At 39.2% G+C, this 25,640-nt stretch carries 14 protein-coding genes; 9 read left to right on the forward strand and 5 right to left on the reverse strand.

All coding sequences use genetic code 11. The features are described from left to right. Positions 1–125 precede the first annotated feature (125 nt). The 4 genes from ACYVFA_RS24485 to ACYVFA_RS24500 all read left to right on the forward strand — a co-directional run bounded on the left by ACYVFA_RS24485 (position 126) and on the right by ACYVFA_RS24500 (position 7,301). Positions 126–1,118 (forward strand): alpha/beta fold hydrolase, encoded by a 993-nt coding sequence (locus tag ACYVFA_RS24485; RefSeq protein ID WP_460474490.1) that lies wholly within the window; start codon positions 126–128, stop codon positions 1,116–1,118. Positions 1,119–1,262: 144 nt separating this feature from the next. Continuing rightward, positions 1,263–3,839 (forward strand): phosphocholine-specific phospholipase C, encoded by a 2,577-nt coding sequence (locus ACYVFA_RS24490; RefSeq protein ID WP_460474491.1) that lies wholly within the window; start codon positions 1,263–1,265, stop codon positions 3,837–3,839. A gap of 195 nt (positions 3,840–4,034) precedes the next feature. Then, entirely contained in the window at positions 4,035–6,227 is a 2,193-nt protein-coding gene (locus ACYVFA_RS24495; RefSeq protein WP_460474492.1) for a penicillin acylase family protein, read from the forward strand. A 141-nt stretch (positions 6,228–6,368) separates the two neighbouring features. Next, positions 6,369–7,301, forward strand: coding sequence for an alkaline phosphatase family protein (locus ACYVFA_RS24500; protein ID WP_460474493.1), 933 nt, complete (start codon positions 6,369–6,371; stop codon positions 7,299–7,301). Positions 7,302–7,368: 67 nt separating this feature from the next. Here ACYVFA_RS24500 and ACYVFA_RS24505 read toward each other — a convergent pair whose 3' ends face one another. The 3 genes from ACYVFA_RS24505 to ACYVFA_RS24515 all read right to left on the reverse strand — a co-directional run bounded on the left by ACYVFA_RS24505 (position 7,369) and on the right by ACYVFA_RS24515 (position 14,190). Next, positions 7,369–11,040 (reverse strand): PAS domain S-box protein, encoded by a 3,672-nt coding sequence (locus tag ACYVFA_RS24505; RefSeq protein WP_460474494.1) that lies wholly within the window; start codon positions 11,038–11,040, stop codon positions 7,369–7,371. Between the two features lie 5 nt (positions 11,041–11,045). Continuing rightward, complete coding sequence (locus ACYVFA_RS24510; protein WP_460474495.1) at positions 11,046–11,426, reverse strand: response regulator; 381 nt, start codon at positions 11,424–11,426, stop codon at positions 11,046–11,048. Positions 11,427–11,733: 307 nt separating this feature from the next. Beyond that, complete coding sequence (locus tag ACYVFA_RS24515) at positions 11,734–14,190, reverse strand: ADOP family protein (RefSeq protein ID WP_460474496.1); 2,457 nt, start codon at positions 14,188–14,190, stop codon at positions 11,734–11,736. Positions 14,191–14,551: 361 nt separating this feature from the next. Between ACYVFA_RS24515 and ACYVFA_RS24520 the strand changes: the two genes are divergently transcribed. Genes ACYVFA_RS24520 through ACYVFA_RS24530 form a run of 3 tightly spaced genes read left to right on the forward strand, consistent with a single transcriptional unit; the run spans position 14,552 to position 18,764 of the window. Continuing rightward, positions 14,552–17,656: a ligand-binding sensor domain-containing protein gene (locus tag ACYVFA_RS24520; RefSeq protein WP_460474497.1), complete on the forward strand. Its 3,105-nt coding sequence runs from the start codon at positions 14,552–14,554 to the stop codon at positions 17,654–17,656. Next, complete coding sequence (locus tag ACYVFA_RS24525) at positions 17,653–18,291, forward strand: response regulator transcription factor (RefSeq protein WP_460474498.1); 639 nt, start codon at positions 17,653–17,655, stop codon at positions 18,289–18,291. The genes ACYVFA_RS24520 and ACYVFA_RS24525 overlap by 4 nt, the downstream gene beginning before the upstream one ends. A 26-nt stretch (positions 18,292–18,317) precedes the next feature. Further along, entirely contained in the window at positions 18,318–18,764 is a 447-nt protein-coding gene (locus ACYVFA_RS24530) for a nuclear transport factor 2 family protein (RefSeq protein ID WP_460474499.1), read from the forward strand. Between the two features lie 76 nt (positions 18,765–18,840). On the opposite strand, the gene ACYVFA_RS24535 is transcribed toward ACYVFA_RS24530, so the two are convergent. Both ACYVFA_RS24535 and ACYVFA_RS24540 read right to left on the reverse strand, forming a co-directional pair. Next, the gene (locus ACYVFA_RS24535) at positions 18,841–19,413 is read right to left on the reverse strand and encodes a hypothetical protein (protein ID WP_460474500.1); all 573 of its coding nucleotides are present in this window, start codon (positions 19,411–19,413) and stop codon (positions 18,841–18,843) included. Between the two features lie 367 nt (positions 19,414–19,780). Then, complete coding sequence (locus tag ACYVFA_RS24540; protein WP_460474501.1) at positions 19,781–20,539, reverse strand: DeoR/GlpR family DNA-binding transcription regulator; 759 nt, start codon at positions 20,537–20,539, stop codon at positions 19,781–19,783. Positions 20,540–20,795: 256 nt separating this feature from the next. On the opposite strand from ACYVFA_RS24540, the gene ACYVFA_RS24545 reads away from it, so the two are divergent. Both ACYVFA_RS24545 and ACYVFA_RS24550 read left to right on the forward strand, forming a co-directional pair. After that, positions 20,796–23,996: a SusC/RagA family TonB-linked outer membrane protein gene (locus tag ACYVFA_RS24545; RefSeq protein WP_460474502.1), complete on the forward strand. Its 3,201-nt coding sequence runs from the start codon at positions 20,796–20,798 to the stop codon at positions 23,994–23,996. Between the two features lie 13 nt (positions 23,997–24,009). Then, on the forward strand, positions 24,010–25,554 hold the full coding sequence (locus tag ACYVFA_RS24550; RefSeq protein ID WP_460474503.1) for a RagB/SusD family nutrient uptake outer membrane protein: 1,545 nt from the start codon (positions 24,010–24,012) through the stop codon (positions 25,552–25,554). Positions 25,555–25,640 lie beyond the last annotated feature (86 nt).

Raw genomic sequence — 25,640 nt, forward strand, 5'->3', positions numbered from 1 at the left:
AGACGAGTATATGCGTGCCACCCAGTCCCACGCTTCTTTTTTCCTGTTCCTTTTTTCCTTCTCCAAACTCTCTGGCACATTATTTTAAGCTTTCATAATGTCCTTTCAATTAACACAAAGCAATCATGAAAGCTAAATCCTGTCTTCTTTTTCTATTTCTTCTGTCAGTACGCAATATTTATGCACAGGTACAACCGATGGACTTGAATCTGAAAAATTATAAATATCCTTTTCCGGTGCGTTCAATTACTATCAGTTCCCAGAAACAGGAATTGCAGATGGCTTATATGGATGTAAAGCCCGACAAAGCCAATGGAAAAGTAGTGATGCTCTTGCACGGCAAAAACTTCAACGGAGCCTATTGGCGACAAACGGCCGAATCTTTAACAAAAGCAGGGTATAGGGTAATTATTCCCGACCAGATAGGCTTTGGTAAATCATCCAAGCCTTTACATTATCAATACTCATTTCAGGATTTAGCTAAAAATACGAAGCAGATATTAGACGGATTAGGCATTAATAAAGTATGTGTATTAGGTCATTCGATGGGAGGGATGCTGGCCACTCGTTTTGTATTGATGTATCCGGAAATGACTGAGAAATTTATTCTAGTAAATCCTATCGGTCTGGAAGATTATAAACTCAAAGTGCCTTATCAGACTTTAGATGCAGCCTATCAGAAAGAATTGAAACAGAATTATGAGTCATTAAAGAAATACCAACAAACCAACTATTATGACGGACAATGGAAACCTGCCTACGAAGAATGGCTGGCACCTTTAGCTGGTTGGACTTTGAATAAAGATTATCCAACAATCGCATGGAACTCAGCTTTGACCTCCGATATGATCATGACCCAAACCGTGGTCTATGAATTTGAAAAAATAGAAACGCCTACTTTACTTATTATCGGGCAAAGAGATAGAACAGCTATCGGCAAAGATATGGCTCCAAAAGAATTACAGGCCACCATGGGCAATTATCCCGAACTTGGTAGGCAAACTCAGGCCAGAATAGCCAAAAGCAAGCTAGTGCCGATTGAAAGTGTGGGCCATTTACCACATATCGAGGCTTTCGACCAGTTTATTAAGCCATTGTTAGATTTTCTAAAAGAATAGTCCATCTGCAAGGTTCAGAAGTATAGGTATCAGAGTAAAGATATTGTTAATAATTACCCTCATTCAGATTGAAGAGCGCTTATTAGTTTTATATTTACAGCAAGATTTTATACAAACACACTCTATTACTTCGACAGCCTTTTTATGGAGACCAGAAGAGAATTTATTCAGAAAGCCTCAATTTTAGCTAGTGGTACAGGATTAGCCGGAATGCTACCACCAGTAATTCAGAAAGCCTTAGCGATTGACCCCAAAGCGGGCAGTACCTACCTGGATGCCGAACACGTAGTGATTCTCATGCAGGAAAACCGTTCGTTCGACCACTCATTTGGCACATTGCAAGGAGTGCGTGGTTTTAATGATCCTCGGGCTATCTCGCTTCCTAACAAAAATAAAGTATGGCTTCAGCCGAATGCTGCCGGAGAAACCTACGCTCCATTCAGACTGGATTTAAAGGATACAAAAGCTACCTGGATGAGTTCGTTACCGCACTCATGGGAAAATCAGGTAGATGCCCGTAACGAAGGGAAATACAATAAATGGTTAGACGTAAAACAGTCAGGCAATAAGGATTTCAAGAAAATGCCTTTGACGATGGGCTACTACAACCGTGAAGATATACCGTTTTATTATGCTTTGGCTGATGCTTTCACTGTTTGTGACCAGAATTTCTGTTCATCTCTGACAGGTACTACACCCAACCGTTTATATCTCTGGACAGGAACCATCAAGGAAGAACAAAATGAAACTTCAAAAGCCAACGTAAAAAACGAAGACGTAGATTATGATAGATGGGCACATTGGAAGACATTCCCGGAGCGATTGGAGGAAAATAATGTTTCATGGAAAATCTATCAGAATGAAATCAGTCTTGATACAGGTTTAGAAGGCGAAGAAGATGCCTGGTTGGCTAACTTTACCGATAATCCTATTGAGTGGTTTGAGCAATATCATGTAAAATTCCATCCTGAGTTTTATCAGTATTTACTGAAAATGGAAAAAGCGTTGCCTGAGCAAATCACTGCTGCCAAAACTAAATTAGGTACATTGACAGCTGGCACAGCTGAATATGACAAAGCAAAAAAAGATTTAGAACAGAAAGAGCAGTACCTTGTACGCGCCAAAAAAGAACTGGAAGACTGGAAGCCTGAAAAGTTCGAACAATTATCAGATTTTCATAAGAATATTCATAAAAAAGCCTTTTCAAACAATAGAAAAGACCCTCATTATCACGAACTGACAACCCTGGAATACGAAGACAATGGCGTGAAACGTCAGGTACAAGTGCCAAAAGGTGATGTGTTGTACCAGTTTCGGGAGGATGTGGCTACTGACAAACTTCCGCAAGTATCATGGATTGTTGCTCCTGAAAATTTCTCTGACCACCCGGGCGCTCCCTGGTATGGTGCATGGTATTTGTCAGAAGTAATGGAAATTCTGACTAAAAACCCGGAAGTCTGGAAAAAGACTGTATTTATTCTTTGTTATGATGAAAATGATGGTTATTTCGACCACGTACCGCCTTTTGTCCCACCGAATCCACATCAACCACACGCAGGAAAAGTATCCAAAGGCATCGACGCCGGAGTAGAGCAGGTAAGTTTGGCACAGGAATTAAAACGCAAACGTGCTAACCCTGAGAAGGACTCCCGCGCAAGCCCGATTGGTCTGGGCTTCCGTGTTCCTTTGGTAATTGCCTCTCCTTGGAGCCGTGGCGGAAATGTATGTTCAGAAGTATTTGACCATACTTCAATCTTGCAATTCTTAGAGAAATTCCTGAGCCATAAAACAGGCAAGAACATCAAGGAAACCAATATCAGCGAATGGCGTAGAACCATTTGTGGCGACCTAACGTCTAGTTTTGAACCATATAATGGAGAGAAAATCAAACTTCCGGCATTTGTACAAAAAGAAGCCTTTATCAAGACTGTATACAATGCCAAGTTTAAAGGCTTGCCTTCAAACTTTAAGGCATTAAACAATAGCGAAATAGAGCAATTGAATACAGGCAAAGATTTAGGTATTTTGCCTAAGCAAGAGCCGGGTGTAAGAAAATCATTAGCTATTCCATATCAATCGTATGTAGATGGTAAATTGAGTGCTGATAAAAAATTATTCAGTATCAATATGCACTCGGCAGACGAAATATTTGGTAAGCAAGCCGGAGGTACACCTTTCATTGTATATGCACCGGGCAAATATGCCGTCCGTGACAAAAACAATCAGAAAACAGGTTGGGAAGATGTAAGAACCTGGAATTACGCCGTAGCCAATGGCGACCAACTTTCAGACGAATGGGCATTGGATAATTTTGAAAACGAACAATACCATCTGATTACTTATGGCCCTAATGGCTATATGAGAGAATTCAAAGGTAGTGCCGCCGACCCAATGCTGGAAATCAGCTGTGAGTACCAACGCGTAAAAGGCAGCCCTAAGAAACTGACGGGTAATGTGGAAATAAAAATCAAAAACCTGAATACGCAAAGTCCGGTAAGTATTGAAATCATAGACCAATCGTATAAAAACGGGAACCATAGCAAGACTATAGCTGCCGGAGGCACTGCAACCATTGCAATAGACCTTGCGAAAAGCTTCAACTGGTACGATTTCAGCGTAAAAGTAAAAGGCAATACAACCTTCGAAAAACGTTATGCCGGCCACGTAGAAACCGGAAAATCAAGCTTTACAGACCCTGCCATGGGGAAAGTGGTAGCATAGATGTATTATTTCCATTACAGCACGATTTTTTAGATTGTAAATTATCGAATCAACAGATTTGGTGCTATTTGAAAAATCGTGCCTTAGTGGAAGTGATAAAAGGCCATTTGGTCTATATCATAAACCCCGAATTGGCATTTCAGAATTAATTATGTATTTTGTGAAGCAAAACATCTAAACAAACTACTAATTGATATGAAGCGACTTTTATTCTTGCTCTTGTTGCCCATTTCGTTATCTGCTCAAAAAACTACACAGTCATTTTCATCAGCCGAAATCAAACGTTTCGAGCAACAAGCCCAACAGATTACTATCATCCGTGATAATTGGGGGATACCCCATGTATACGGCAAAACAGATGCTGATGCGGTATTTGGCTTATTATATGCCCAATGCGAGGACGATTTCAAGCGGGTAGAAATGAACTACATCGAGAAATTAGGCAGAATGGCAGAACTAAAAGGAGAATCAGAACTCTATAATGATTTACAGATACGCTTATTGATTGATACTACCGAAGCCATTGCCGATTATACCAAAGCCGAGCCTTGGTTAAAGAAACTCATGAATGCCTATGCAGATGGCATCAACTACTATCTCTATAAACACCCGGATGTTAAACCGGCCATGCTTACCCGCTTCAAGCCTTGGTATCCACTCTTGTGGACAGATGGTAGCATCGGGGCTATCAGCACAGCAGACGCTACAATCAGTGAGTTAAAGAACTTTTATTCTGGTGATAAAATGTCTTATGTAGACGAACCCAAAGATCCCGAAAATCAAACTGGTTCCAATGGTTTTGCTCTCGCCCCATCAAAAACAGCCTCAGGTCATGCCATTCTGTATATCAATCCACACGTAACATTTTATTTCCGCCCGGAAGTACAGGTAGTAAGTGAAGAAGGCTTGAATGCCTATGGTGCCGTAACCTGGGGTCAATTCTTTGTTTATCAGGGCTTTAATCCTTATTGCGGATGGATGCATACCTCAAGTGCCGTAGATGTATCAGACTTATATGCGGAGAAAATTACCAAAAAAGAGAACAAGTTTTTCTATGAATACGATGGACAGTTAAAACCTGTCACTGAAAAGAAAATTACGATTAAATACCTGAAAGACGGACAAATGCAAACCCGTGAGTTTACAACCTATGCTACCCATCATGGCCCTGTAATAGCCAAACGCAATGATTTGTGGATGAGCTTAAGGTCTTATAATCGCTCGGTAGTAAGTTTAATCCAAAGCTGGAAACGTACCAAAGCCAAAGGTTTGGAAGATTACAAGAAAGTAATGGATTTGAAAGCCAATACATCAAATAATACAGTATTTGCCGATAATAAAGGAAATATCGCCTACTGGCATGGAAATTATGTACCTGTAAGAGACAAAGCTTTGAATTGGTCGAAACCTGTAGATGGGAGCATCAGCACTACCGAATGGAAAGGCTTGCATAGCGTAGATGAATCGGTACATATCTATAATCCGGCGAGTGGCTGGATACAGAATTGTAATTCTACGCCTTTTACAGTTTCCGGCGAAAGCAGTCCCAAAAAGACAGATTACCCACCGTATATGGCACCTGATGGCGAGAATTTCAGAGGAGTAAATGCCGCAAGAGTGCTAAGCAATGGAAACCAGTTTACGATTGATAAAGTAATTGCCGCCGGCTATGATACTTATTTATCAGCGTTTGAGGTTCTGGTACCAGCCTTGGTAAAATCTTTTGAAACTAATGTACAAGAGCAAGATTCTCTATATAACCAATTGGCTGATCCGATTGCTCTATTAAAAAAATGGGATTACCGAACCGGAGAAAACTCAGTCGAAACAACCATTGCCATCGAATGGGCACAGAAGCTGGGAGGCGAAATACAAAAGATTTATATAGATGAAGGCGAAGACGACCAGGTAACAAGAACAAAGAAATTCGCGGCAGTTGCTACAGCCGACCAGCTATTAAAACCATTCGCGCAAGCTATCAAAGATTTAAAAACTAAATACGGTGTATGGCAAAAACCTTGGGGAGACATCAATCGTTTTCAACGTTTATCGGGCGATATACAAGGGAAATATGATGATGCACAGGCAAGTATTCCGATGGGCTATGCTTCTGCACTTTGGGGAATGTTGCCTTCTTATAATAGCCGCGTATACCCGAATACAAAGAAAAGATATGGCATCAGTGGCAATAGCTTTATATGTGCCATAGAATTTGGCTCAAAAATCAAAGCAAAATCTTTATTGGCAGGTGGAGAAAGCGGCGACCCTAAGTCACCACACTTTAAAGACCAGGCCGAAATGTATACCAAAGGCCAGTTTAAAGAGGTTTTATTCTATAAAGAAGATGTCTTGAAAAACGCAGAGAAGAGTTATCATCCGGGAGAATAAACAATAAATTGGTAAATGGATAAAACCTATTGGTTGAAATAACCAAATGATAATATCAATAGGCATAAAGCCAAAGGGTATTTAAGTAATATTACGTTTGTAAGATTTACATTCAATATCAACCTCTATTTCCTCTTGCTAATGAAATCTATCAGAGTAATTTTTCTGACCACTTGTCTCATTTCTGTATTCGGAACCACCCTTTTCGCCCAAAGAGTATTGGTTATCGGGCTTGATGGTTTTGGTGCCGAAGGATACAAAATGGCAAAGCATCCGAATATTGATGCGCTGGTTGCAGATGGTGTATTATCACTGACAACCAGACCCGTAATGCCTTCGGTAACGATGCCAAACTGGACAAGCCACTTCTCAGGTGCAGGCCCGGAAGAACATGGCGTAGTGAATAATAACTGGACTATCGACAAGCATGATTTGCAACCTGTTGAAGCAGATAAAGAAGGATTTTATCCAAACATTTTTAAATTATTGAAAGATCAGGTGCCTAATGTCAAAACCGCATATTATTATAACTGGGCAAACCTGATTAAGTCTTTCAACCAGAAATATCTGGATGAAGCCTCTTTTGAAGATAATTTTGCTTATGCCAGTAACTATCAGAAGGCGAATGATTTTATAGTGAAAAATCAGAAAGAACCTACCATGGTTTTCTTGTATACAGTGCATATTGACCATGCAGGCCATGACCATAAATGGCTATCGCCAGAATACATAACGGCTATTGAAGAAGCAGACGTGGCCATTGGCAAACTGATGAATCAATTAAAATCTGAAAATCTGTATAACGATACCCACTTTATTTTGATTGCAGACCACGGTGGTATTCCAACAGGTCACGGTGGTGTAACGATGTCAGAAATGCAAGTGCCTTGGGCCGCCACTGGCCCACAAATCAATACATTAGGTCTGGTTGATTATCCGAATAGTAATAAGAATACTTCATTGGTAGTTGCCAATATTTTTGGGATCAAAGAAATTCCAACTTCATGGTCTGGTGTTTTACCTGAACTGATTCTGAAAAAGAAAAATAAGCATCTGAAAAAATATTTCAGATAAGAGAAATACCTAGATTTTAGATTGATAGAGCCGTAGAAATACGGCTTTTTTCTTGATTCCCCCTCAACTATAGCTGTTGATTAGTAGGTAGAATTACATAAAATGTTGCTCCACCGGTACTATTATTTTCAATGCTGATGTCACCGTGATGATTCTGGGCTATTTTTTTGCAGATAGCCAGACCAATGCCTGTGCCTTCATATTCTGATTTACGGTGAAGGCGTTGGAAGATATGGAATACTTTTTCGATATATTCAGATGGGATGCCAATGCCATTATCGGCAAACTGAATATTATAGTATTGATAATTAGGTGATAAGTCAAAGGCATCTGCTTCTTTATCTGTCAGGATTGAAACATTGATATTGATAACAGGTTTCACATCTTTCCTTACAAATTTCAATGCATTGCTTAATAAATTAGCAAATAACTGGCTCATTTGTAGTGGGATAGCATCTATGATAGGCAAATCGGTATGATTAATAACTGCTTCTTTTTGCTCAATCAATAATTCGTAATCAGCCATTACATTTTCAAAAACCTGATTCAAATCCACTTTTTCGTAAGTATCGTTCTCTTTCACCAACTGTGAATACATCAATACATCCCTGATAAGCGCTGTCATGCGGGTAGATGAACTTCTGATTTTACTTAGAAAGTTCTTTGCCTCATCCGATGGATTTGCTCCCAAACTACGCTCTAATAATTGAGAAAAAGTACTGATTTTGCGCAACGGCTCTTGCAAATCATGTGAAGCGATATAGGCAAACTGAGCTAATTCGGCATTAGATTGCACCAGTTTCGTATTAGATTCAGCCAACTCTTCTACAGTAGCCTGAAGTTTTTCTATGGCTATATCCAGATCTTTCGTGCGTTGTTTTACTTCTGCTTCTAATGCCAGTTGCATTTCTCGCTGCAAGGTAATATCTTGGGCTGTTCCACTCAGAAAAGCCGGATTACCCGCCGCATCATAAAATACCTGGCCTTGTGCATGAATCATCCGCACTTGTCCGGTTTTATGATTAACAACCGGATGAATATTATCATAAAAACCCGAGTGCCCTGGCGCAATTACTTGAGCAACTAATGCTGGTACTGATTCCCTATATTCGCCCGGTAAAGGTTTATAGGCTGCCATCAGGTCTTGAGTATCTGCGTCAAATCCAAGCCACTCCATAAAGCGTGGTGAATATTTATAAGTCAGATTATTAATATCTAATTTCCATGTGACCAGACCTCCCAATTCAATTGCCAAACGTAAATCTGCTTCAGCTTCCTCCAAAGCTTGTTGTGCTTGTATCTGTTCTGTCACCTCAACTGCTATCTCTAATATGGCATATACTTTTCCCTCAACATCAAAAACGGGAGTATAAGTGATATTATAATATCCTTCTGTCATCACCCCATTCTTTACTATTTTAGCCAATGAGTCTGATGAATGATACTCCTTACCCGTTTTAAATACCTTCTCTAATATCGCCAGAAAAGGCTGATTTTCAGTAATCAGTTCAGGCATTACTTCCCTTAAAGGCTTCCCGACAATATCAGGGCCTTTTCCCATCAGGTCAATAAAAGTCTGATTAGGGTTTTCAATAATCAGTTCTGGGCCTACATATAAACCAATTCCGGCGGGCGCCGAAGAAATAATACTTCGTAATTTGGTTTCACTTTCTTCTATCTTCTTGCGTGAAAGCACCTGCTCAGTCACATCGGTCGCCACAACTAATACTCCTACTGCTTTATCAGTGCCTTCATAGCGAGGTTGATAGGTGAAATTGACATACACAGAATCGGGTTTGCCATGTTTCATTAAATCTACCTTCACACCATTGGCAATAAAAGGTGTGCCGGTTTCAATCACTCCTCTTAATAGTTTGTCAAACCCCTGACCTATTAATTCAGGCAGAGCTTCCAAGAGAGGTTTATTAATTAAATCCTCCGGTTTTCGGTCAACTAACGCCGCATAAGAGGTATTAACATTTCTGAAAGTAAGATTATCTTCACTGATAATGGCAATAGATACAGGTGATTCTTCGAATGAAGAAAGTAATTCCCTCTGGCTTTCTTCAATGCGTTGCTGAGCCAATACCTGTTCCGTTACATCCACCGCCATATCCATGATGCCATATACTTCACCGTTGGTATCCAGGAGTGGTTTATAAGTAAAATCAAAATAATACGTACTTAATACACCATCTACTTCGAGATCTGCGCGCATACCATTGGCTGTATAAGCTACTCCTGTGGTAAAAATGGTATCCAGAATCTCAAGAAACGATTGCCCGACTAACTCAGGTATGGCTTCTACCAGAGGCTTACCAAATACCGAACGACCTTTCCCCCACAAACCAAGCATCTTTTCATTCGCCACTTCAATTACTTGTTCTTTACCTAAAAACAGGCAGGTAGCCACAGGAGCTTCTTCAACCAGTGCTCGGAATCGTGCCTCACTTTGCTCTAGTTGCTGTCGGGCACTCATTTGCTCAGTAATATCCAACACAGAGCCTATGAAGCGGATAGGTCTATCATTCTCATCAAAAAATACCTTTCCTTTGGCTTTTACCCATCGCACAACCCCATCTTCAAAGCCAACCGTTCGGTATTCTACATCATAGTCGCCATTATTAATAGCTTTTGTGAAAGACTGATCAATTACATTTAGCACTCGTTCACGATCATCCGGGTGTAGTCCGTTTACGAAGTCTTTTTCATAGGTCACTTTCTCTTTATGGCTGATACCAAAAAGAATACGACAGCGTTCGTCCCAATCTAATATACCCTTTTCAAGGTCTAGATCAAAAGTACCTAATTGTGCTGCCTCTTTCGATAAACGAAGTTGCTCAAAAGCCCGCTCGATTTCATGTTGATGCTCGGCACGCTCAGTGATTTCGGTGCATAACCCCAAGTAACCTTCAAAAACACCATCTTGATTAAAGAGTGGATTATTCTGCGCTAAAAACAAATGATAGTTGCCATCTTTCCCCAAAATCCTGAACTCATCTTTGAAAGATTCTCTCAACTGGAAAGATTTCAGAGAATTTTCTCTGAATTTAAATAAATCCTCTGCATGAATAGTATTAACCCATCCATTATTAGCCAGTTCAGCAGTGGTTTTTCCTGTAAGTTCGCTCCAGGCTTTATTAAAGTAAACCGTATTCCCATCGGCATCGCCCAACGCAATAAGCACATTGCTTTGCTCTGCCATCGTTCTGAAAAGCTGTTCACTTTCAGAAAGCTGTTTAAGTGAGTTTACTTTCTCAGTAGTTTCATTACAGATTACCAGAATCCCCTGAATGTCTCCGTTTTCGTCCTTGATTGCACTATAAGAAAAGTCAAAATAAGTATTTTCTAAATGACCATTTTGATCTATTTGTAGCTTAAAATCCTTGAAATCAACGGCTTCGCCCTGCTTTACCTTCTCGAAAAGTGAAGAGATTGTATCCCATATTTCGGCAGAAGTTTCCTTAACCCTAGCTCCTAAAGCCTTCGGGTGTTTGGTACTACCCATAATAGGCCGGAAGGCATCGTTATAAAGTTGAATATATTCGGCTCCCCAGCTAATGAGCATAGGTGCTGAGGTGCTCAATAATGTGGCAGTCATTTGTTTCAACTGCACAGGCCATTGGTCAGGCATGCCTAAGACTGTATTCTCCCAGTCTTTTGTGCGCATTAAAGCACCCATTTCACCTCCTCCTTTTAAAAAAGGAACATCATGGAATAGGTGGTTCGAGGTGCTCATAAGGGCTATTTGATTAAGGGCTTTAATAAACTGATTAATTCATTAAAATCCCCTGGCTTGGTTATGAAATCATGAGCACCTAAGTCTCTGGTGAGTTCTTTGGTTGCCGTATCAGAAGCAGTTGAGAAAATGATGATTGGAATATGTGCCAATTGCTGATTTTGCTTGATATGAAGCAAAAACTCCTGACCGGTCATTAAGGGCATATTGAGATCAAGGAAAATAACTTCGGGTAAACGCTCACTTGTAGCTAATTTCGACAATGCTTCACGAGCACTATTAAAATAATTGTATTGTACAGTAGAAGATATCTGTTGAAGAGCCGTCTGGAAAATCTCCTGATCGTCGTCATCATCATCAATCAATAAAATATTACTAAATGCCATATTGCAAATGCATAAAAACCTATGCTTGATTTATATTTATTCAGGTTGACTTTTAATAGTTAGGTTTATTAACAATGCAAGACTCTTGCATAAAGGTAAATATAAAAATAATAATTGCAAAAATAATTGATTTTGTACGTATATCTGGATTATTTTTCCGACTAAAGAGGTTTTTATTACAAAAAAAGTAAAAAATATGTGTCTTTTGATTGCTAGAACTCTGTAAATGAATACAATATAACAATTAAGCCAGGGGAATACCCTGGCTCAATGTATATAAAGGAAAATATGAATTAAAACTTATTAACTATTCATTCTTTAGTGATTTCACAGGGTTTAGCAAGGCAGCCTTGATCGTATTATAACTGACTGTGATGATGGCTATCAATACTGCCAATAAACCTCCTGTTATGGGCATCCACCAGGCTATATTTATATGATAAGCATACTCTTTTAGCCAGGTATCAGCTGCCCACCAGGCTGTTGGCGCACCCAAAACAATAGCAATAAAAACTAACTTCAAAAAATCTTTGGTAAGTAAAGTTGTCAGGCTGAATATAGAAGCTCCCAATACTTTTCTCACACCTATTTCTTTCACCCTTTGTTCGGCTGCATAAGTCGCCAGACCGAATAAACCAAGGCAGGCAATAAAAATGGTAGATAAAGCCGCCCATATTAACATCTTTTGTCGGCGGGCATCTTCCATATAAAACAAGCGCAACTGCTCGTCCAGAAAATGATATTCAAAAGGATCATCTTTATCATTATTGACCATCACGGCCTTTAATTTTTCGAGTGTAGCCGCAATATTTGTACTTTCGATTCTGGCAGTATAATAATCAACCTCCTGAATCGGATTTTTGATATATCCCAAAACCAATGGTTCAATCTTCGTTTTCAATGATTGAAAATGGAAGTCTTTTACAATCCCAACCACACGCATCTTTATCGGGCTATCCAGTGTATTAAATGTTTCTGCCTGGGCAATAGCAGGAATCGTAATCAACTGATTGCTCGCTTCTTTAATATTCAAGGCTTTTGCAGCAGTTTCATTGAGAATCACCGCGCCTGAATCAGTCATTTGCTCAAAATTTCTGCCGCTTATAAGTTTCACATTGAAGGTTTCCATGAAATTCTCATCAGCTGCAAAGTAAAAAGACTCTTTTTCAGCTTCTATATTCGAATCCTGATAAGTCTTCACTCTCCGATAGGTTTTCCATTCACCAGGCACTCTTGAAGTAGCCGATACGCTTTTCACTCCACTTATTTTGGCCATTTCATTTTTGAGGCTCGCCATATTTCTACGAGCCGCTTCGGTATTTACATCAATTACCACCATCTGGTCTTTTCTGAATCCAAGATTGGTATTATTCAGAAACCGGACTTGTTCATAAACTACCAGCGTACAGATAATCAGGATTGTAGAAATGGCAAATTGCGTAAATACCAATCCCTTGCGCAGATTTGTCGCCATATTATTACTCGTTTTCAATCCCTTTAGAAGATTTAAAGGATTCAAACTTGATAATAGAAAGGCCGGATAAAATCCTGAAAACAAACTGGTAAAAATACAAGCACCAATAGCCAAAAGCCAGATTCGGTAATCGGTATTCAGATTAAGCGTAAGTTCTTTATTGGTAAACTGATTGAAAAATGGCAGAATAAATTGCAAAAACAATATTGACAATACAAACGAAACGCCTGTGATAATAAAGGCTTCCAGCAAGAACTGAATCACCAGACTTCCTTTTTCTGCGCCCAGAGATTTCCGTACCCCAATTTCCTTACTTCTGTTCGAAGCTTTGGCCGTTGATAAATTAATATAATTGATACCGGCTATTAGCAACACAAAAAGGGCTATATAAATAAATATCTTTATATATAATGGATTACCCTGCGCTATGGCTGTCACATTAGAATTTCTGGCGCCATCATAAATTTCCTCTGATTTTAAGTGAATATCTTTAAGATTCTGTAACTCAAACGAAAAAGTAGTTCCTGTTTCAGGTTTATAATTTTTAAGAACCAGATTCTTCAGTTTCAAAGCTACATTACCCACATTAGATTGAGGTTTTAATAAAAAATAGACCGAGAAATTATCTGACAACCAATCACTATGCATAAGATTTTGGAAATAAATTGCATTATAATTGGTAGCTTCTGAAAGTAAATTATTAAAAGTAAAACTCGAGTTTTTAGGATGATTCTTTAATACGCCTGTAATTCGTAATGGCGCATCTATAAAATTGAATTTTAGTGTTTTGCCTAATACTTTTGTCGTATTAAACCGGTTCAACGCCAGCTCTTCTGTAACAACAATGGTATTAGGTTCAACTAAAGCCGTTTCTCTGTTTCCTTCAACAAGTGGGAAGTCGAATATCTTTAAAAAATTGCCATCAACCATTGTAACATCCTCCTGAAAATTGATTTCAGGTCTTTGTGGGTTAATCAGATTACCTCTTCCGACTCGGCTCATCCGGGTTGTGTTTTCTACTTCGCCGATTACTTTTTTTGCTTCTTCAGCAACTTTAAAAGAACCACCCGCAATCACGGTTTGCTCACCTTTTTCGCTCTTATGCTCAATCAACCGATAGATACGATCGGCCTGACTATGCTGTTCATCAAAAGTCAATTCATCAAAAACAAACAAGCCAATCAGGAAGAAACAGATGAGTCCAAAGGTGAGTCCTGCAATATTTAGCAAGCTATACAACTTATTTTTGAAGAGATTTCTCCAGGCGATTTTTACGTAATTGCTAAACATAAGCATCGGGTTTAAATGAAGGTGGTTTATATAGCCGAAAATTTATGCCAAATAATTAATGATATGATAATCAATTGATTACAAAGCAATAATTTTAATTTTCGTCCGAAAATGGACAAGCTGATGTCCGCTTTTAATACTTCCAGAATTGATTGTCTGAACTTCGATTTAACCGATTATTATGATTACACTGATTAACATTCAGAATTTTAATCTACTTGATCAATTGTGCGAAATTTGTTATCAGCTACATCTGATAAATCAGCTAAATCACAGTTCAAGACTACATGTCAAATACCCCCAAATTGGGTGAGATTCTGATAAGGATTATATTCGTACATTAGCAGTTCAATTGGTGTGTATGTTAGCAAGACTGTTTTTCCTGGTATTTATATTGAGTTTCCGGTTGATGGCTGTACCCACTTTAGACCAGATTGGTCTGAAAGAGGGGCTTAGCCAGAGTGAAGTCCGTACGATTCTGCAAGATAAAGAGGGCTATATTTGGTTTGGAACTCAGAACGGGCTCAACCGCTATGACGGCGCTCAGATGAAGCATTTCTATAATAATCCGTTTGAAAAAAACACACTTTCAAACGATGATGTGACATTTTTATATGAAGATTCAAGCGAAAAACTATGGGTTGGTACCAAGAATGGTTTAAATAGCTTCAATAATATCTCAAAAGATTTCGAAAGGCACACCGATTTATTTGGTAAGAATAAACCCGATTATTCATATATCATTACCGGTATTGTAGAAGATCAACAAAAAACTATCTGGGTTAGCACGTATAATGGCCTATGGCGCCTGATTCCTAAAGGTAAATCTTACATGGCTATTCATTATGAACACGATTCCACTAATCGTAAAAGTTTAGGGAGTTATGGCGTGGGTTATGTAGTAAAAGATAAAAAAGGTGGAATCTGGCTCACAACCAAGATAGGCTTGAGCAAAGTATTTATTAAAAACCCTGATAAACAGCCAGAACAACAACAGGTTGAGTTCTTACATGCCAACAATGCTCCACAGGATTTTTACAAAAAACTGAATTTCCCGATACAAAGAATTTTCTGTGATGAACAGAATAACCTATGGGTAGCCGCACAGGAAAAGCTCTTCCGGCTTAACCTGAATAGCAACGAATTACAGGATTTTTCGGAGCAACTCATTCAGCCGGATATTTTCATATCGGCTATCATGGTTGATAGATTTAATACTTTGTGGGTAGGAACAATGGCTCGGGGAGTATTCCGCTATCAGGTAAGAGGAAATACCTTTGATTTGATAGAACATATTGAAGAAGATGCTCTCAGCAAAAAAGGCTTGAAAAGTAGCGCAATTTTCTCAATTTATGAAGGAAAAGAAGCCAACGAAGATATTATCTGGATAGGCACGCGTGAGGCCGGGGTGCATTTATTCAGCCATTCGAAAAACAGTTTTAAACAATGGGACAAGATTCTGGCCAGAGAAAATTCCATAGCCGCCACATCGGTTTTTGGGATATGTAAAGATAGTTATGGCGATATCTGGGTAGGTACTTACGAGGGGCTTTTCAGAATTAATTCGCATACGAGCAATTATAAAAAGTATCTTTTCAGCGCCACTAATAACCGACTTAATTCGCATCAGGTCATTTTTGAGGATTCGGGTAAAAACCTTTGGGTGGGCAGCAATGAGGGTGTATTCAGGTATAACCGGGCGGCGGATAAGTTCTATAATTTCCCGATTCCGAAAATAAAAGGTAGGGAGCCATCGATCCTGCATTTTCTGGAAGATAAGAATCATTCGCTTTGGATAGGCACAGGAGGGTATTTATTGCACGTAAATGGCAGTAATGTAAAGAGATACGACAAAACACCGGATGGTGCTATGCTGACAGTAGCAGCTTTACAGGAAGATAGTAAAGGTAATTTATGGATAGGCACTTATAATGGTCTGATAAAGTTTAATCCGGTAACTGAAACCTTTAAAACCTACGCCAATAATCCGAATGACCCTAAAAGCCTCATTAATGATTTGATACTATCTATTCTGGTCGATAAAAATAATCAGATATGGGTAGGCAGCCCAAAAGGCTTAAGCAAACTGGTGGTTGAGAATGGCAAAGAGAGCTTTATTCATTATACCGAAAAAGATGGCTTGCCCAATAGTTTTGTCTACTCAACTCTGGCTGATGCCAAAGGCAGAATCTGGATGAGTACTAATAACGGGATTTCATGTTTTAATCCAAAAGACAAGTCTTTTCTGAATTATTCATCAGATGATGGTTTATCAAACAGAGAGTTTAATTCGGGGGCGTATTTTCAGACTAAGTCAGGTGAGATTTTCTTTGGTGGCTTAGGAGTTTTTGTGAGTTTTCACCCCTTGCACATGACCAGCAACCGACATCTGCCTAAAACGGTCATTACCTCGTTTATGAAATTTGAAAAGGAGCAGAATCTGGATAGCCTACTCATGAAAGACGGGAAGATAAAACTTAATTATGACGAAAATTTCTTTGCTTTCCGCTTTGCCTCACTCGACTTCACAAATCCTGAAAAGAACCAGATAGCTTATAAACTAGAGAATTTTGATAAAGACTGGATTTATTATGGTACTCGTCGCTATATCAATTTCACAAACCTAAGAGCAGGAGAATATCAGCTAAAAATCAAGAGTGCCAATAATCAGGGTTTCTGGAATGAAAAAGATATTCTGACAATCCCGATTTCAATAGCACCTCCTTTCTGGCAGCGATGGTGGTTTTTCCTGCTTTCATTCATAGCACTGGGTAGCATAGTAATGACTTTTTACCGGGTAAGAGTGAACCGTATCTTAGAGATTGAGCGGGTAAAATCAGAAGAAAATGAAAGAGTGAGAAAGATTGCAGCGCAGGATATGCATGATGAATTCGGGAATTCGCTGACCCGCATTTCATTATTAACAGAATTGATAAAGAACAAACTCAAAAAATCGGAGAGTGAAGAGGCTATGGTTTTGCTGGGCAAAATAGGAGACAATGCCGGACGATTGTATCAGGGTACCAAAGATTTTATCTGGGCAATTAATCCTGACCACGATAATCTATTTGAAATTGCCATTAGAATCAAGGATTTTTGTGATGAGATATTAGACAAACGGGATATTCGCTTTGTGTGCGAAGGTATTTCAGAAGATTTTGAGGCAATCAAATTACCAATGGGTGCCAGTCGACACCTGGTGATGTTGTTTAAGGAAGCCATCATGAATACACTTAAACACGCCAATGCCACCGAAGTAAAGCTGAATTTTAAACTGGAAAACAAAAAACTGACAATTTGCTGGCAGGATAACGGCATCGGGATTCAGGCAAATAAACCTAATAACGGCAATGGCCTGGGGAATATCCGTAGTCGTGCCGAGAAAATCGGTGCAGAAGTAGAGATTATTTCAAAAAACAACGAGGGAACGACTGTGAAGTTGGTCATCAACAATTTAAAAAAATGAGCTATCAAAATACAAACCCTATCAAAATCAGTCTGGTAGAGGATGATAATATTATTCGGGAAGGATTCGTCATGCTTTTGAACGAAAATCAGGGATTCAAAGTAGTGAGTGCCTATAATAACTGTGAGGATTTTCTGAAAAACGTACAGAACGACAAACCCAATGTAGTATTAATGGATATTGAATTGCCGGGTATGAATGGCATTGAAGGTATCGAACGGACAAAAAAGATTTATCCGCATGCACAGATAATTGTAGTGACGGTATATGAAAATGATGATTTGGTGTTCAAGGCGCTTTGTGCCGGAGCAGGTGGGTATCTGACTAAAAATATGCCCTCGCAACGCCTGGTTGAAGCCATCAGAGAGATTATGGGTGGAGGTGCACCGATGAGTACTAATATTGCCCGATTGGTAGTGGCCTCATTTCAGAAAAATCATAACTCGCCACTATCATCCAGAGAAACAGAAGTTTTGGAATTGCTATCTAGAGGAAAAAGCTATAGTAATATCGCCGAAGGATTATTTATTGATAAAGAAACGGTTAGAACCCATATCAAGAATATTTACTGGAAACTGGAAGTTCATTCGAAAGCCGAGGCCATTGAAAAGGCCATGAAAGAGAAATTGATATAGTTTACATAAATCGTAATACTAAAATTATGAAAACAAAAATTACTTTCTTAGCACTATTTCTGACAAATTTGATTGGTGCTCAGGCACAAACCAATCAGGATGCAGAACTGATTACAAAAGCCTGCATGAACTATATCGAGGGGTTCTATCAGGGGGATACCACGAAAATTCAAGCCTCGTTAAGACCAACCCTGACAAAGTTTGGCTATTATAAAAACAAGCAAACCAGCAAATTTGAAGGAGATGGTTATATGACCTATAAACAAGCCCTTGACTATGCAGCGGGTATCAATGCTAAAAAAAGATTTGCCAAACCGGATGCACCGAAAATAGTGAAGATATTGGATATTTCGTATCATACGGCTGCTGCCAAAATCACTGCCTGGTGGGGAACTGATTATTTATTATTATCAAGAGAAGGCGATAGCTGGATGATTGACCAGGTACTTTGGGAAGGGCCATTAGTTAAATAAAGCCTCCTTGCATTTATATAATGATTCCCTCCTCTGGTCAAATCTCCCGAAGTCTATTATTTTTAAAACAAAATCATTATTCATCCAAATCGGCCATTAATTTCACAGCTCTGCCAAACTTCGCTCTGAATACCCCTTGCTGTCCGCTACCCGGATACGGTATTCTTTCGTTATATACATTGTATCCGTTTGCCACCAGGGGAGCGTAGCAAATGTCATATACATTAGCCTTGATTAAAATGATGGGGGTACTTTTTTCAATCTGATTTTTCAGACGCTCTAAAAGAGACGGAACGTATTTTTCAAGAGGCTCACCTGTAAGACTGCAAGGAACTTCAGATAAACTTATAAACCAATATCCATCTTCCTGAAAGGTTTCCAGAAGCTCTTCTTTAAGAAAAGTATCCCGACGAGAAGCCAGATATTGCTTTTTTTGTTCGGGATATAAAACTCCCATTACTTCTAAGAAAAGTGAATCATGTTTCTTGACATCTTCAAAATAGAAGTATCTGTCAAGATTATCCGGTGGGCCTTCACCGATAAATACCATTCTTATCTGTCTGGGTTTATACCGATTTCTTGCCTTAGCATACCGGGCTTTAATAAATTCAATGTCTAAATGGGCGTTTTCCATAATAAAAGTTTTCATGCGGATATTCATTAATAGCCGTAAACCTCTGGATATTTCCCAAATTTAAAGTTTTTATGGCTAAAATCAACTACCACACCCATTAAGCTCTACCTTAATAGTTCTCTTAGTTACTGTAGTAAGCAGGGAATTTAATAGTATATTTTTTTGAAACAACTTGAGTTGGAGTAACTGTTTTAATCCCTTTTTTAGAGACATCCTTTGCGTTAATTGTCTGGCGCGCCCGTTTTATTTCTGTGGGTTGAGAAATTATAGATAGGAGTAAACAAATATTAAAGAATAGCTAATAAGATAAGTTCGTGGAAATATTCTACAAACTTATCCTATGAGTTAATGTTCAGGTCGATATAAAAAATGTTACTTAACTTTACAATATCTCCAGATTGGTATTTCTGAAAGAAGATAGCATTGGGGCGTCGGCGGGTAGCTCTGTAATTAAATAATCTATTTCCTGCAAATCGGCTACTTTCATTTTCATTACCGAATTGAGTTTTTCGGAGATAGCTACTACCGCAACTTTTGCAGAGGCTTTCATCATAGATTTTTTCACTTGTATGGTTTCCCAATCAGAATCTGTAAGGCCGCCGTGTGCATCTAAGGCATTGGTGCCGATGATACATAAGTCGGCTTTCATTTCTGAAAGGCGTTGATGCACTTCTCCACCGACGGTCATCTGGCTGTAACGAGATACTTGTCCGCCAATCAAAATAATCTCAATATTAGGTTTATCGAGCAATTCTACTGCTGTAAGCGGGTTAACAGTCATAAAGGTTGCCGAAAAATCTTCCGGAATCAGTTTGACAAATTCGCGGATGGTGGTTCCTCCACCTATCAAGACAAGCATTCCTTCTTTTAATAAACTCAGGGTTTTTCTACCAATAATCTCTTTCTGAGAGTGAGCGTAGGTTTCCTGGAGATTAGAGCCATGATGATAAGCTTTTGACATGGCTCCTCCACGAATTTTAATGATTTCGCCGTCTTCCGACAGTTCATTTACATCTCTTCTGATGGTGTCTTCAGAGACATTTAGCTTTTCCACCAATTCATTTAAGGAGACTCGTGTGTGTATGTTAATTTCTTGCAGGATTAAATCCTTTCTTTCTTTTTTTAAAAGAGTAATAGACATTTTCGGTTTATGGGTTTTTGCAACTACTAAAGTAGTACAAAGTTAAGAAAAATTACCATTTTATTAAGTCTCATAAATTTCATTATCTGCAAAAAAAGCAATCATAGTAGTTGAAAATACTCAATTTTGCATTTTTTGAAAAAATAATGTTGCAAATATTGCAACATTAAGCGAATATTATTTTATGTTTGTTCAAGAAATGCAAATTTAATCTGCATTTCTTGCAAATTCTTCAATTAATCCTAAATAAAACTAGATGAAAAAAATTAGACATTTAAGCAATACCCGATGCCTGTTGTGGCTTTCTCTGGTGGGAAGTCTGGCGTTGAGCAACAATTCTTATGCGAAAGTCTGTGAAAACGAGGCAAACTTTTCTGAGATTTCTAAGAATGCGGTTGTAGCCAGAGAAATTACGGGTAAAGTAATTGCTGCAAAAGATGCAACGCCTGTGATTGGTGCCACTGTTTCGGTAAAAGAAAATTCTAAAATTGGTGTAACTACAGATGCAGAAGGAAATTTCAAATTGAATTTACCTGATAATCTGGCATCAACAAGTCTGACATTGATTGTATCGAGTATTGGTTATGAATTATCTGAAGTACCTGTTACAGCAAACCAGACATCGGTAACTATTACCTTGACAGAAAGCGTTCAGCAATTGAGCGAGGTTGTGGTAACGGCCTTGGGTGTGAAGAAAGACAAAAGAGCGTTGGCTTACTCTGTATCAGAAATTAATGGTGCAGAATTTACACAAGCGCGTGAAAACAACGTGGCTAACTCACTTACTGGTAAAATTGCAGGTGTAAATGCTACAGGTTTGTCAACTGGTCCGGGTGGTTCAAGCCGTGTGGTGATTCGTGGAAATGGTTCATTGACAGGCAATAGCCAACCATTATACGTAATTAACGGTATGCCTATCGATAATAGTGTGCCGGGTGGAAGTTCGTTGCCGAATGGTTTGGGAACAAAAGCAGGTACTGACCGTGGGGATGGTATTGCCGCCATTAACCCAGATGATATCGAGTCAATGACTGTATTGAAAGGTGGTGCTGCGGCAGCTTTGTATGGTTCGCGTGGTGCTAACGGCGTTATCTTAATTACTACCAAAAAAGGTAAAGCGCAAAAAGGAATCGGTGTAGAATATAACGGAACGTTCACGATGGAGAATGTAGCTGTTTTCCCTGATTTTCAGTATGAGTACGGTCAGGGAGATGGCGGTGTAAAACCAACTACGTTGGCACAGGCACAAGCAACCGGACGCCGTTCGTTTGGTTCTAAAATAGATGGCTCGACTGATTACGTAGCAGCCGACGGAAAAACACACCCTTACGTAGCCCAAAAAGATAATTTAAGAAACTTCTATCAGACAGGTACAAACTTTACTAATTCGATTGCCCTTTCTGGTGGAAACGATGCAATTGTTTATCGTCTTTCGTTGGCAGATGTCAATGCGAAGAGTGTTTTACCAACTAATACCTATAAACGTAAAACAGCTAACTTAAACATTTCGGCCAAATTAAGTAAGAGATTAAGAGCAGAAGCCGTTGCCCAATACAATGTTGAGCAAGGTAATAACCGCCCGATTGCCGGTGATGCTTTAGGAAACCCGAACTGGATGGCGTATGAAGTTGCCAATACAGTAGATGTACGCTGGCTTGCTCCAGGACACGATGCTAACGGAAATGAGATATTCTGGAATGATGCGGGTATTGTAACCAATGGTTATTTCTTTGTAAATAAGTTTAAACAAACAGATACAAAGAACCGCTTTATCGGACAAACTTCTGTTTCGTATGATGTGTTGGACAATCTGACATTAAAGGCAACGACTACGCACGATTTTTATAATTACAATTTCACCAGTATCATGCCTACGGGTGGACAGTACATTCCTCAAGGGCAATACGATGGAATCAAATCTGATGTAGCTGAAACCAATAGTATGCTTACGGCTAACTATAATACCAAATTTGGTAAATCAATCAGTATGTCGGCATTGGTGGGCGCTAATGCCCGTCAGTTCAAAAACAATCAGTTTGATTTTTATGGTCAAGGGTATACAATCCCTTATTTCTATAGCTTCTCTAACTTAGCCACGTCAATGGTTACACCTGTGAGCAGCAATGTAAAAACCAACTCTGTATTTGGTTCATTAGATTTTGACCTTAAAAGCATCTGGTTCTTAACGCTTACTGGCCGTCAGGACTGGTTCTCAACGTTGAGCCCTAAAAACAACAATATATTCTACCCAAGTGTGGGTACAAGCTTAATGCTTTCTGATATAATAAGCATGCCGAAATCGGTTGATTTTGTGAAACTTCGTGCATCGTGGGCACAAGTAGGTGGCGGTGGCCCTGATCCTTATGCGATCAACTTAGCGTATAGCAGTGTGCCAAGTGCCAGTACAGTACCTTTACAAAACGTAAGTTCGGTTTCTATCACCAATGCCAATTTGAAACCATTTACCTCAACCACTACCGAGCTAGGTTTTAATGCAAAAATGTATCGTGGCAGAATCGGATTAGATGTGGCTTTGTATAACAAAAAATCTACTAACGATATTGTGAGTGTCCCTATTTCTGGTGCGACTGGTTATACAAGTGCTATCCTGAACTCAGGTGAATTGAGCAACAAAGGTATCGAAGTATTGATTGAAGGAACACCAGTTAAATCGGGTAGTTTTTCATGGAATGCAAGTTTCAACTTTGCTTACAACAAAAGTGAAGTATTGAAATTAGCTGATGGTATCAGCACCTTCTCAATCGGAAACTCTGCCAATGGTAATGCATTCATCAACAATCAGGTAGGTATGCCTTTCGGTGGTATCTATGGGTATCGTAAAAAGACCGATGCCGCCGGAAATATCATCTATGATACAAACTCGAACCTTCCGCTACAAACTGATAACAACCAGTTCTTAGGCAATGGTGTTCCGCCATATACCATGGGTTTGACGAATACATTCAAATATAAAAACTTCACTTTAGATGCCTTGGTTGACGGTAAATTCGGTGGTAGTATCTTCTCTGTAATGGAGGTTTATGCTACTCGTCTGGGTTTATTGAAATCTACCTTGCCGGGTCGTGAAAATGGTCTGCAATTATCAGGTGTAACAGCTACCGGAGATAAATATGCTTATACCGTACCTGTTGCCAATTTACGTAGTGCTTATTACAACAACCTGAACCGTTACACAGAATTGTTTGTACACGATGCAAGTTTTGTAAAACTACGTCAGGTGATTCTTTCTTATAACTTGCCAAATAATTTACTGAAAGCAATAGGTGTACAATCGGCAAGCATTTCGTTGGTGGGTCGTAACCTACTGATATTATATAAGAAAACAGACAATTTTGACCCGGAACAAAGTTTAACCAATGGCTCGGCACAAGGTATTGAGTCGATAGGCTTACCTCGTACCCGTTCTTATGGCTTGAATCTGAATCTGAAATTTTAACAAAGAGCAAAAAATGAAACATATATTTTCTAAATATACCTATTCTTTATTGATAGCGGGAAGCCTTGTAGGTCTTTCGTCTTGTGATAAAGATTTTGTAGAAATCAATACGAACCCGAATGCGGTTTCGGTACCGACAGTGCCTTATATCTTCAGCAAAGCCATCTACGATGGTGCTGCTAACAGTGGAAACAAGGGTGCTTTATTGTTTGGTTTAATGCAATATACCACCAGCTACAACGATGTAGAAGGGTTTGGTTCTAAGTACACGGCATCGCAAGTAAATGCAACGGGTGGGGTTTTCACGAACTCATATCCAACACAGATTAATGAAATAGGCGAGGTAATTAAAGGCGTAAAAGATGATGCCTCTAAAGTAAACCTGTATGCTACTGCCCGTATCTGGAGAGCGTATTGTTTTAGCCGTCTGACTGATTTATATGGGGATATTCCATACACACAGGCAGGACAAGGCTATAACCAATCTATTTTTCAACCGAAGTATGATACACAAAGTGCGATCTATGCCGATATGTTGAAAGAGCTTGATGAGGCAGCTACGGCATTGAATGCATCTAATACAACTACCTTTGGTAATTCTGATTTGATTTACCAAGGGAATGTAACCAAATGGAAGAAGTTTGCTTACTCGTTGATGCTAAGATTCGGTATGCGTTTATCGAAAGTGGATGCAGCTGCTGCGCAAACCTGGGTAAACAAAGCTATTGCCGGTGGAGTAATAAGAGATTATGCTGACATTGCTAAAGTAAGCTATACCAATGGTGGACAGAACATTAATAAAAACCCTGTTGCCTGGCAATTGCTGAACGATAATTATCTACGTGCCGATGGTGTAAATAATACTGAAGGTGGAAAATATCAACAAGTATTTATTAACTATCTGAAAGCCAATAACGACCCAAGATTAGGCGTGCTTTCGGTAGTATATGTAAATGGTGTTGCTAGTTCTGACGAGAGTATTCAGAAAGGAATGCCAGCGAATATCAATGGTACGAAGCCATCTGATTTCGTGACTTACTCTGAGCCAAAACAAACCACTGTTTTGAAAACAGATGCACCATTGTTGTTATTTACAGTAGCTGAGTCTAACTATTTATTAGCAGAAGCAGCCTTGAAAGGATGGTATAAAACAGAAACTGCTGCCAGTTTATACGAAACAGGTATCCGTGCTGCCATGCAACAATGGGATTTGATCAGCGGTACTGCCAATGTAATTTCGAAAGACCGTGTTGATAGCTATGTAGCTGCACATGCTTTCAAAACTACTGGTACAGTAGCAGAGCAAACTGAGCAGATTTACAATGAATTCTGGGTGGGTATTTTCCCTGACGCACAAGAGGTTTATAATAACTACCGTCGTACGGGTTATCCTGCCTTAACACCGAATGTATATCCGGGCAATGCGACAGGTGGCAAAATCTTCCGTAGATTCTTGTATCCGGTTTCAGAACAGACATTGAACAGAAGCTCGTACAATGAAGCTGTACAAAGACAAGGTATTGACGACCTTCTGACAAAAGTATGGTGGGATAAGTAATTAGCTTTTATTCAATTCTTCTATAAAATGATTTATCAGTAGTAGCAATTTCCGAAAGGGACTTGCTACTATCTGATAAATATTTC

Source organism: Emticicia fontis (assembly GCF_054779675.1).

What these genes read in the sequence shown, in the direction of transcription:
- ACYVFA_RS24520 (WP_460474497.1), top strand. Translation starts at nt 14,552, where the DNA reads ATGTTAGCAAGACTGTTTTTCCTGGTATTTATATTGAGTTTCCGGTTG.
- ACYVFA_RS24500 (WP_460474493.1), top strand. Translation starts at nt 6,369, where the DNA reads ATGAAATCTATCAGAGTAATTTTTCTGACCACTTGTCTCATTTCTGTA.
- ACYVFA_RS24550 (WP_460474503.1), top strand. Translation starts at nt 24,010, where the DNA reads ATGAAACATATATTTTCTAAATATACCTATTCTTTATTGATAGCGGGA.
- ACYVFA_RS24510 (WP_460474495.1), bottom strand. Translation starts at nt 11,426, where the DNA reads ATGGCATTTAGTAATATTTTATTGATTGATGATGATGACGACGATCAG.
- ACYVFA_RS24535 (WP_460474500.1), bottom strand. Translation starts at nt 19,413, where the DNA reads ATGAAAACTTTTATTATGGAAAACGCCCATTTAGACATTGAATTTATT.
- ACYVFA_RS24485 (WP_460474490.1), top strand. Translation starts at nt 126, where the DNA reads ATGAAAGCTAAATCCTGTCTTCTTTTTCTATTTCTTCTGTCAGTACGC.
- ACYVFA_RS24530 (WP_460474499.1), top strand. Translation starts at nt 18,318, where the DNA reads ATGAAAACAAAAATTACTTTCTTAGCACTATTTCTGACAAATTTGATT.
- ACYVFA_RS24490 (WP_460474491.1), top strand. Translation starts at nt 1,263, where the DNA reads ATGGAGACCAGAAGAGAATTTATTCAGAAAGCCTCAATTTTAGCTAGT.
- ACYVFA_RS24525 (WP_460474498.1), top strand. Translation starts at nt 17,653, where the DNA reads ATGAGCTATCAAAATACAAACCCTATCAAAATCAGTCTGGTAGAGGAT.
- ACYVFA_RS24545 (WP_460474502.1), top strand. Translation starts at nt 20,796, where the DNA reads ATGAAAAAAATTAGACATTTAAGCAATACCCGATGCCTGTTGTGGCTT.
- ACYVFA_RS24515 (WP_460474496.1), bottom strand. Translation starts at nt 14,190, where the DNA reads ATGTTTAGCAATTACGTAAAAATCGCCTGGAGAAATCTCTTCAAAAAT.
- ACYVFA_RS24505 (WP_460474494.1), bottom strand. Translation starts at nt 11,040, where the DNA reads ATGAGCACCTCGAACCACCTATTCCATGATGTTCCTTTTTTAAAAGGA.
- ACYVFA_RS24495 (WP_460474492.1), top strand. Translation starts at nt 4,035, where the DNA reads ATGAAGCGACTTTTATTCTTGCTCTTGTTGCCCATTTCGTTATCTGCT.
- ACYVFA_RS24540 (WP_460474501.1), bottom strand. Translation starts at nt 20,539, where the DNA reads ATGTCTATTACTCTTTTAAAAAAAGAAAGAAAGGATTTAATCCTGCAA.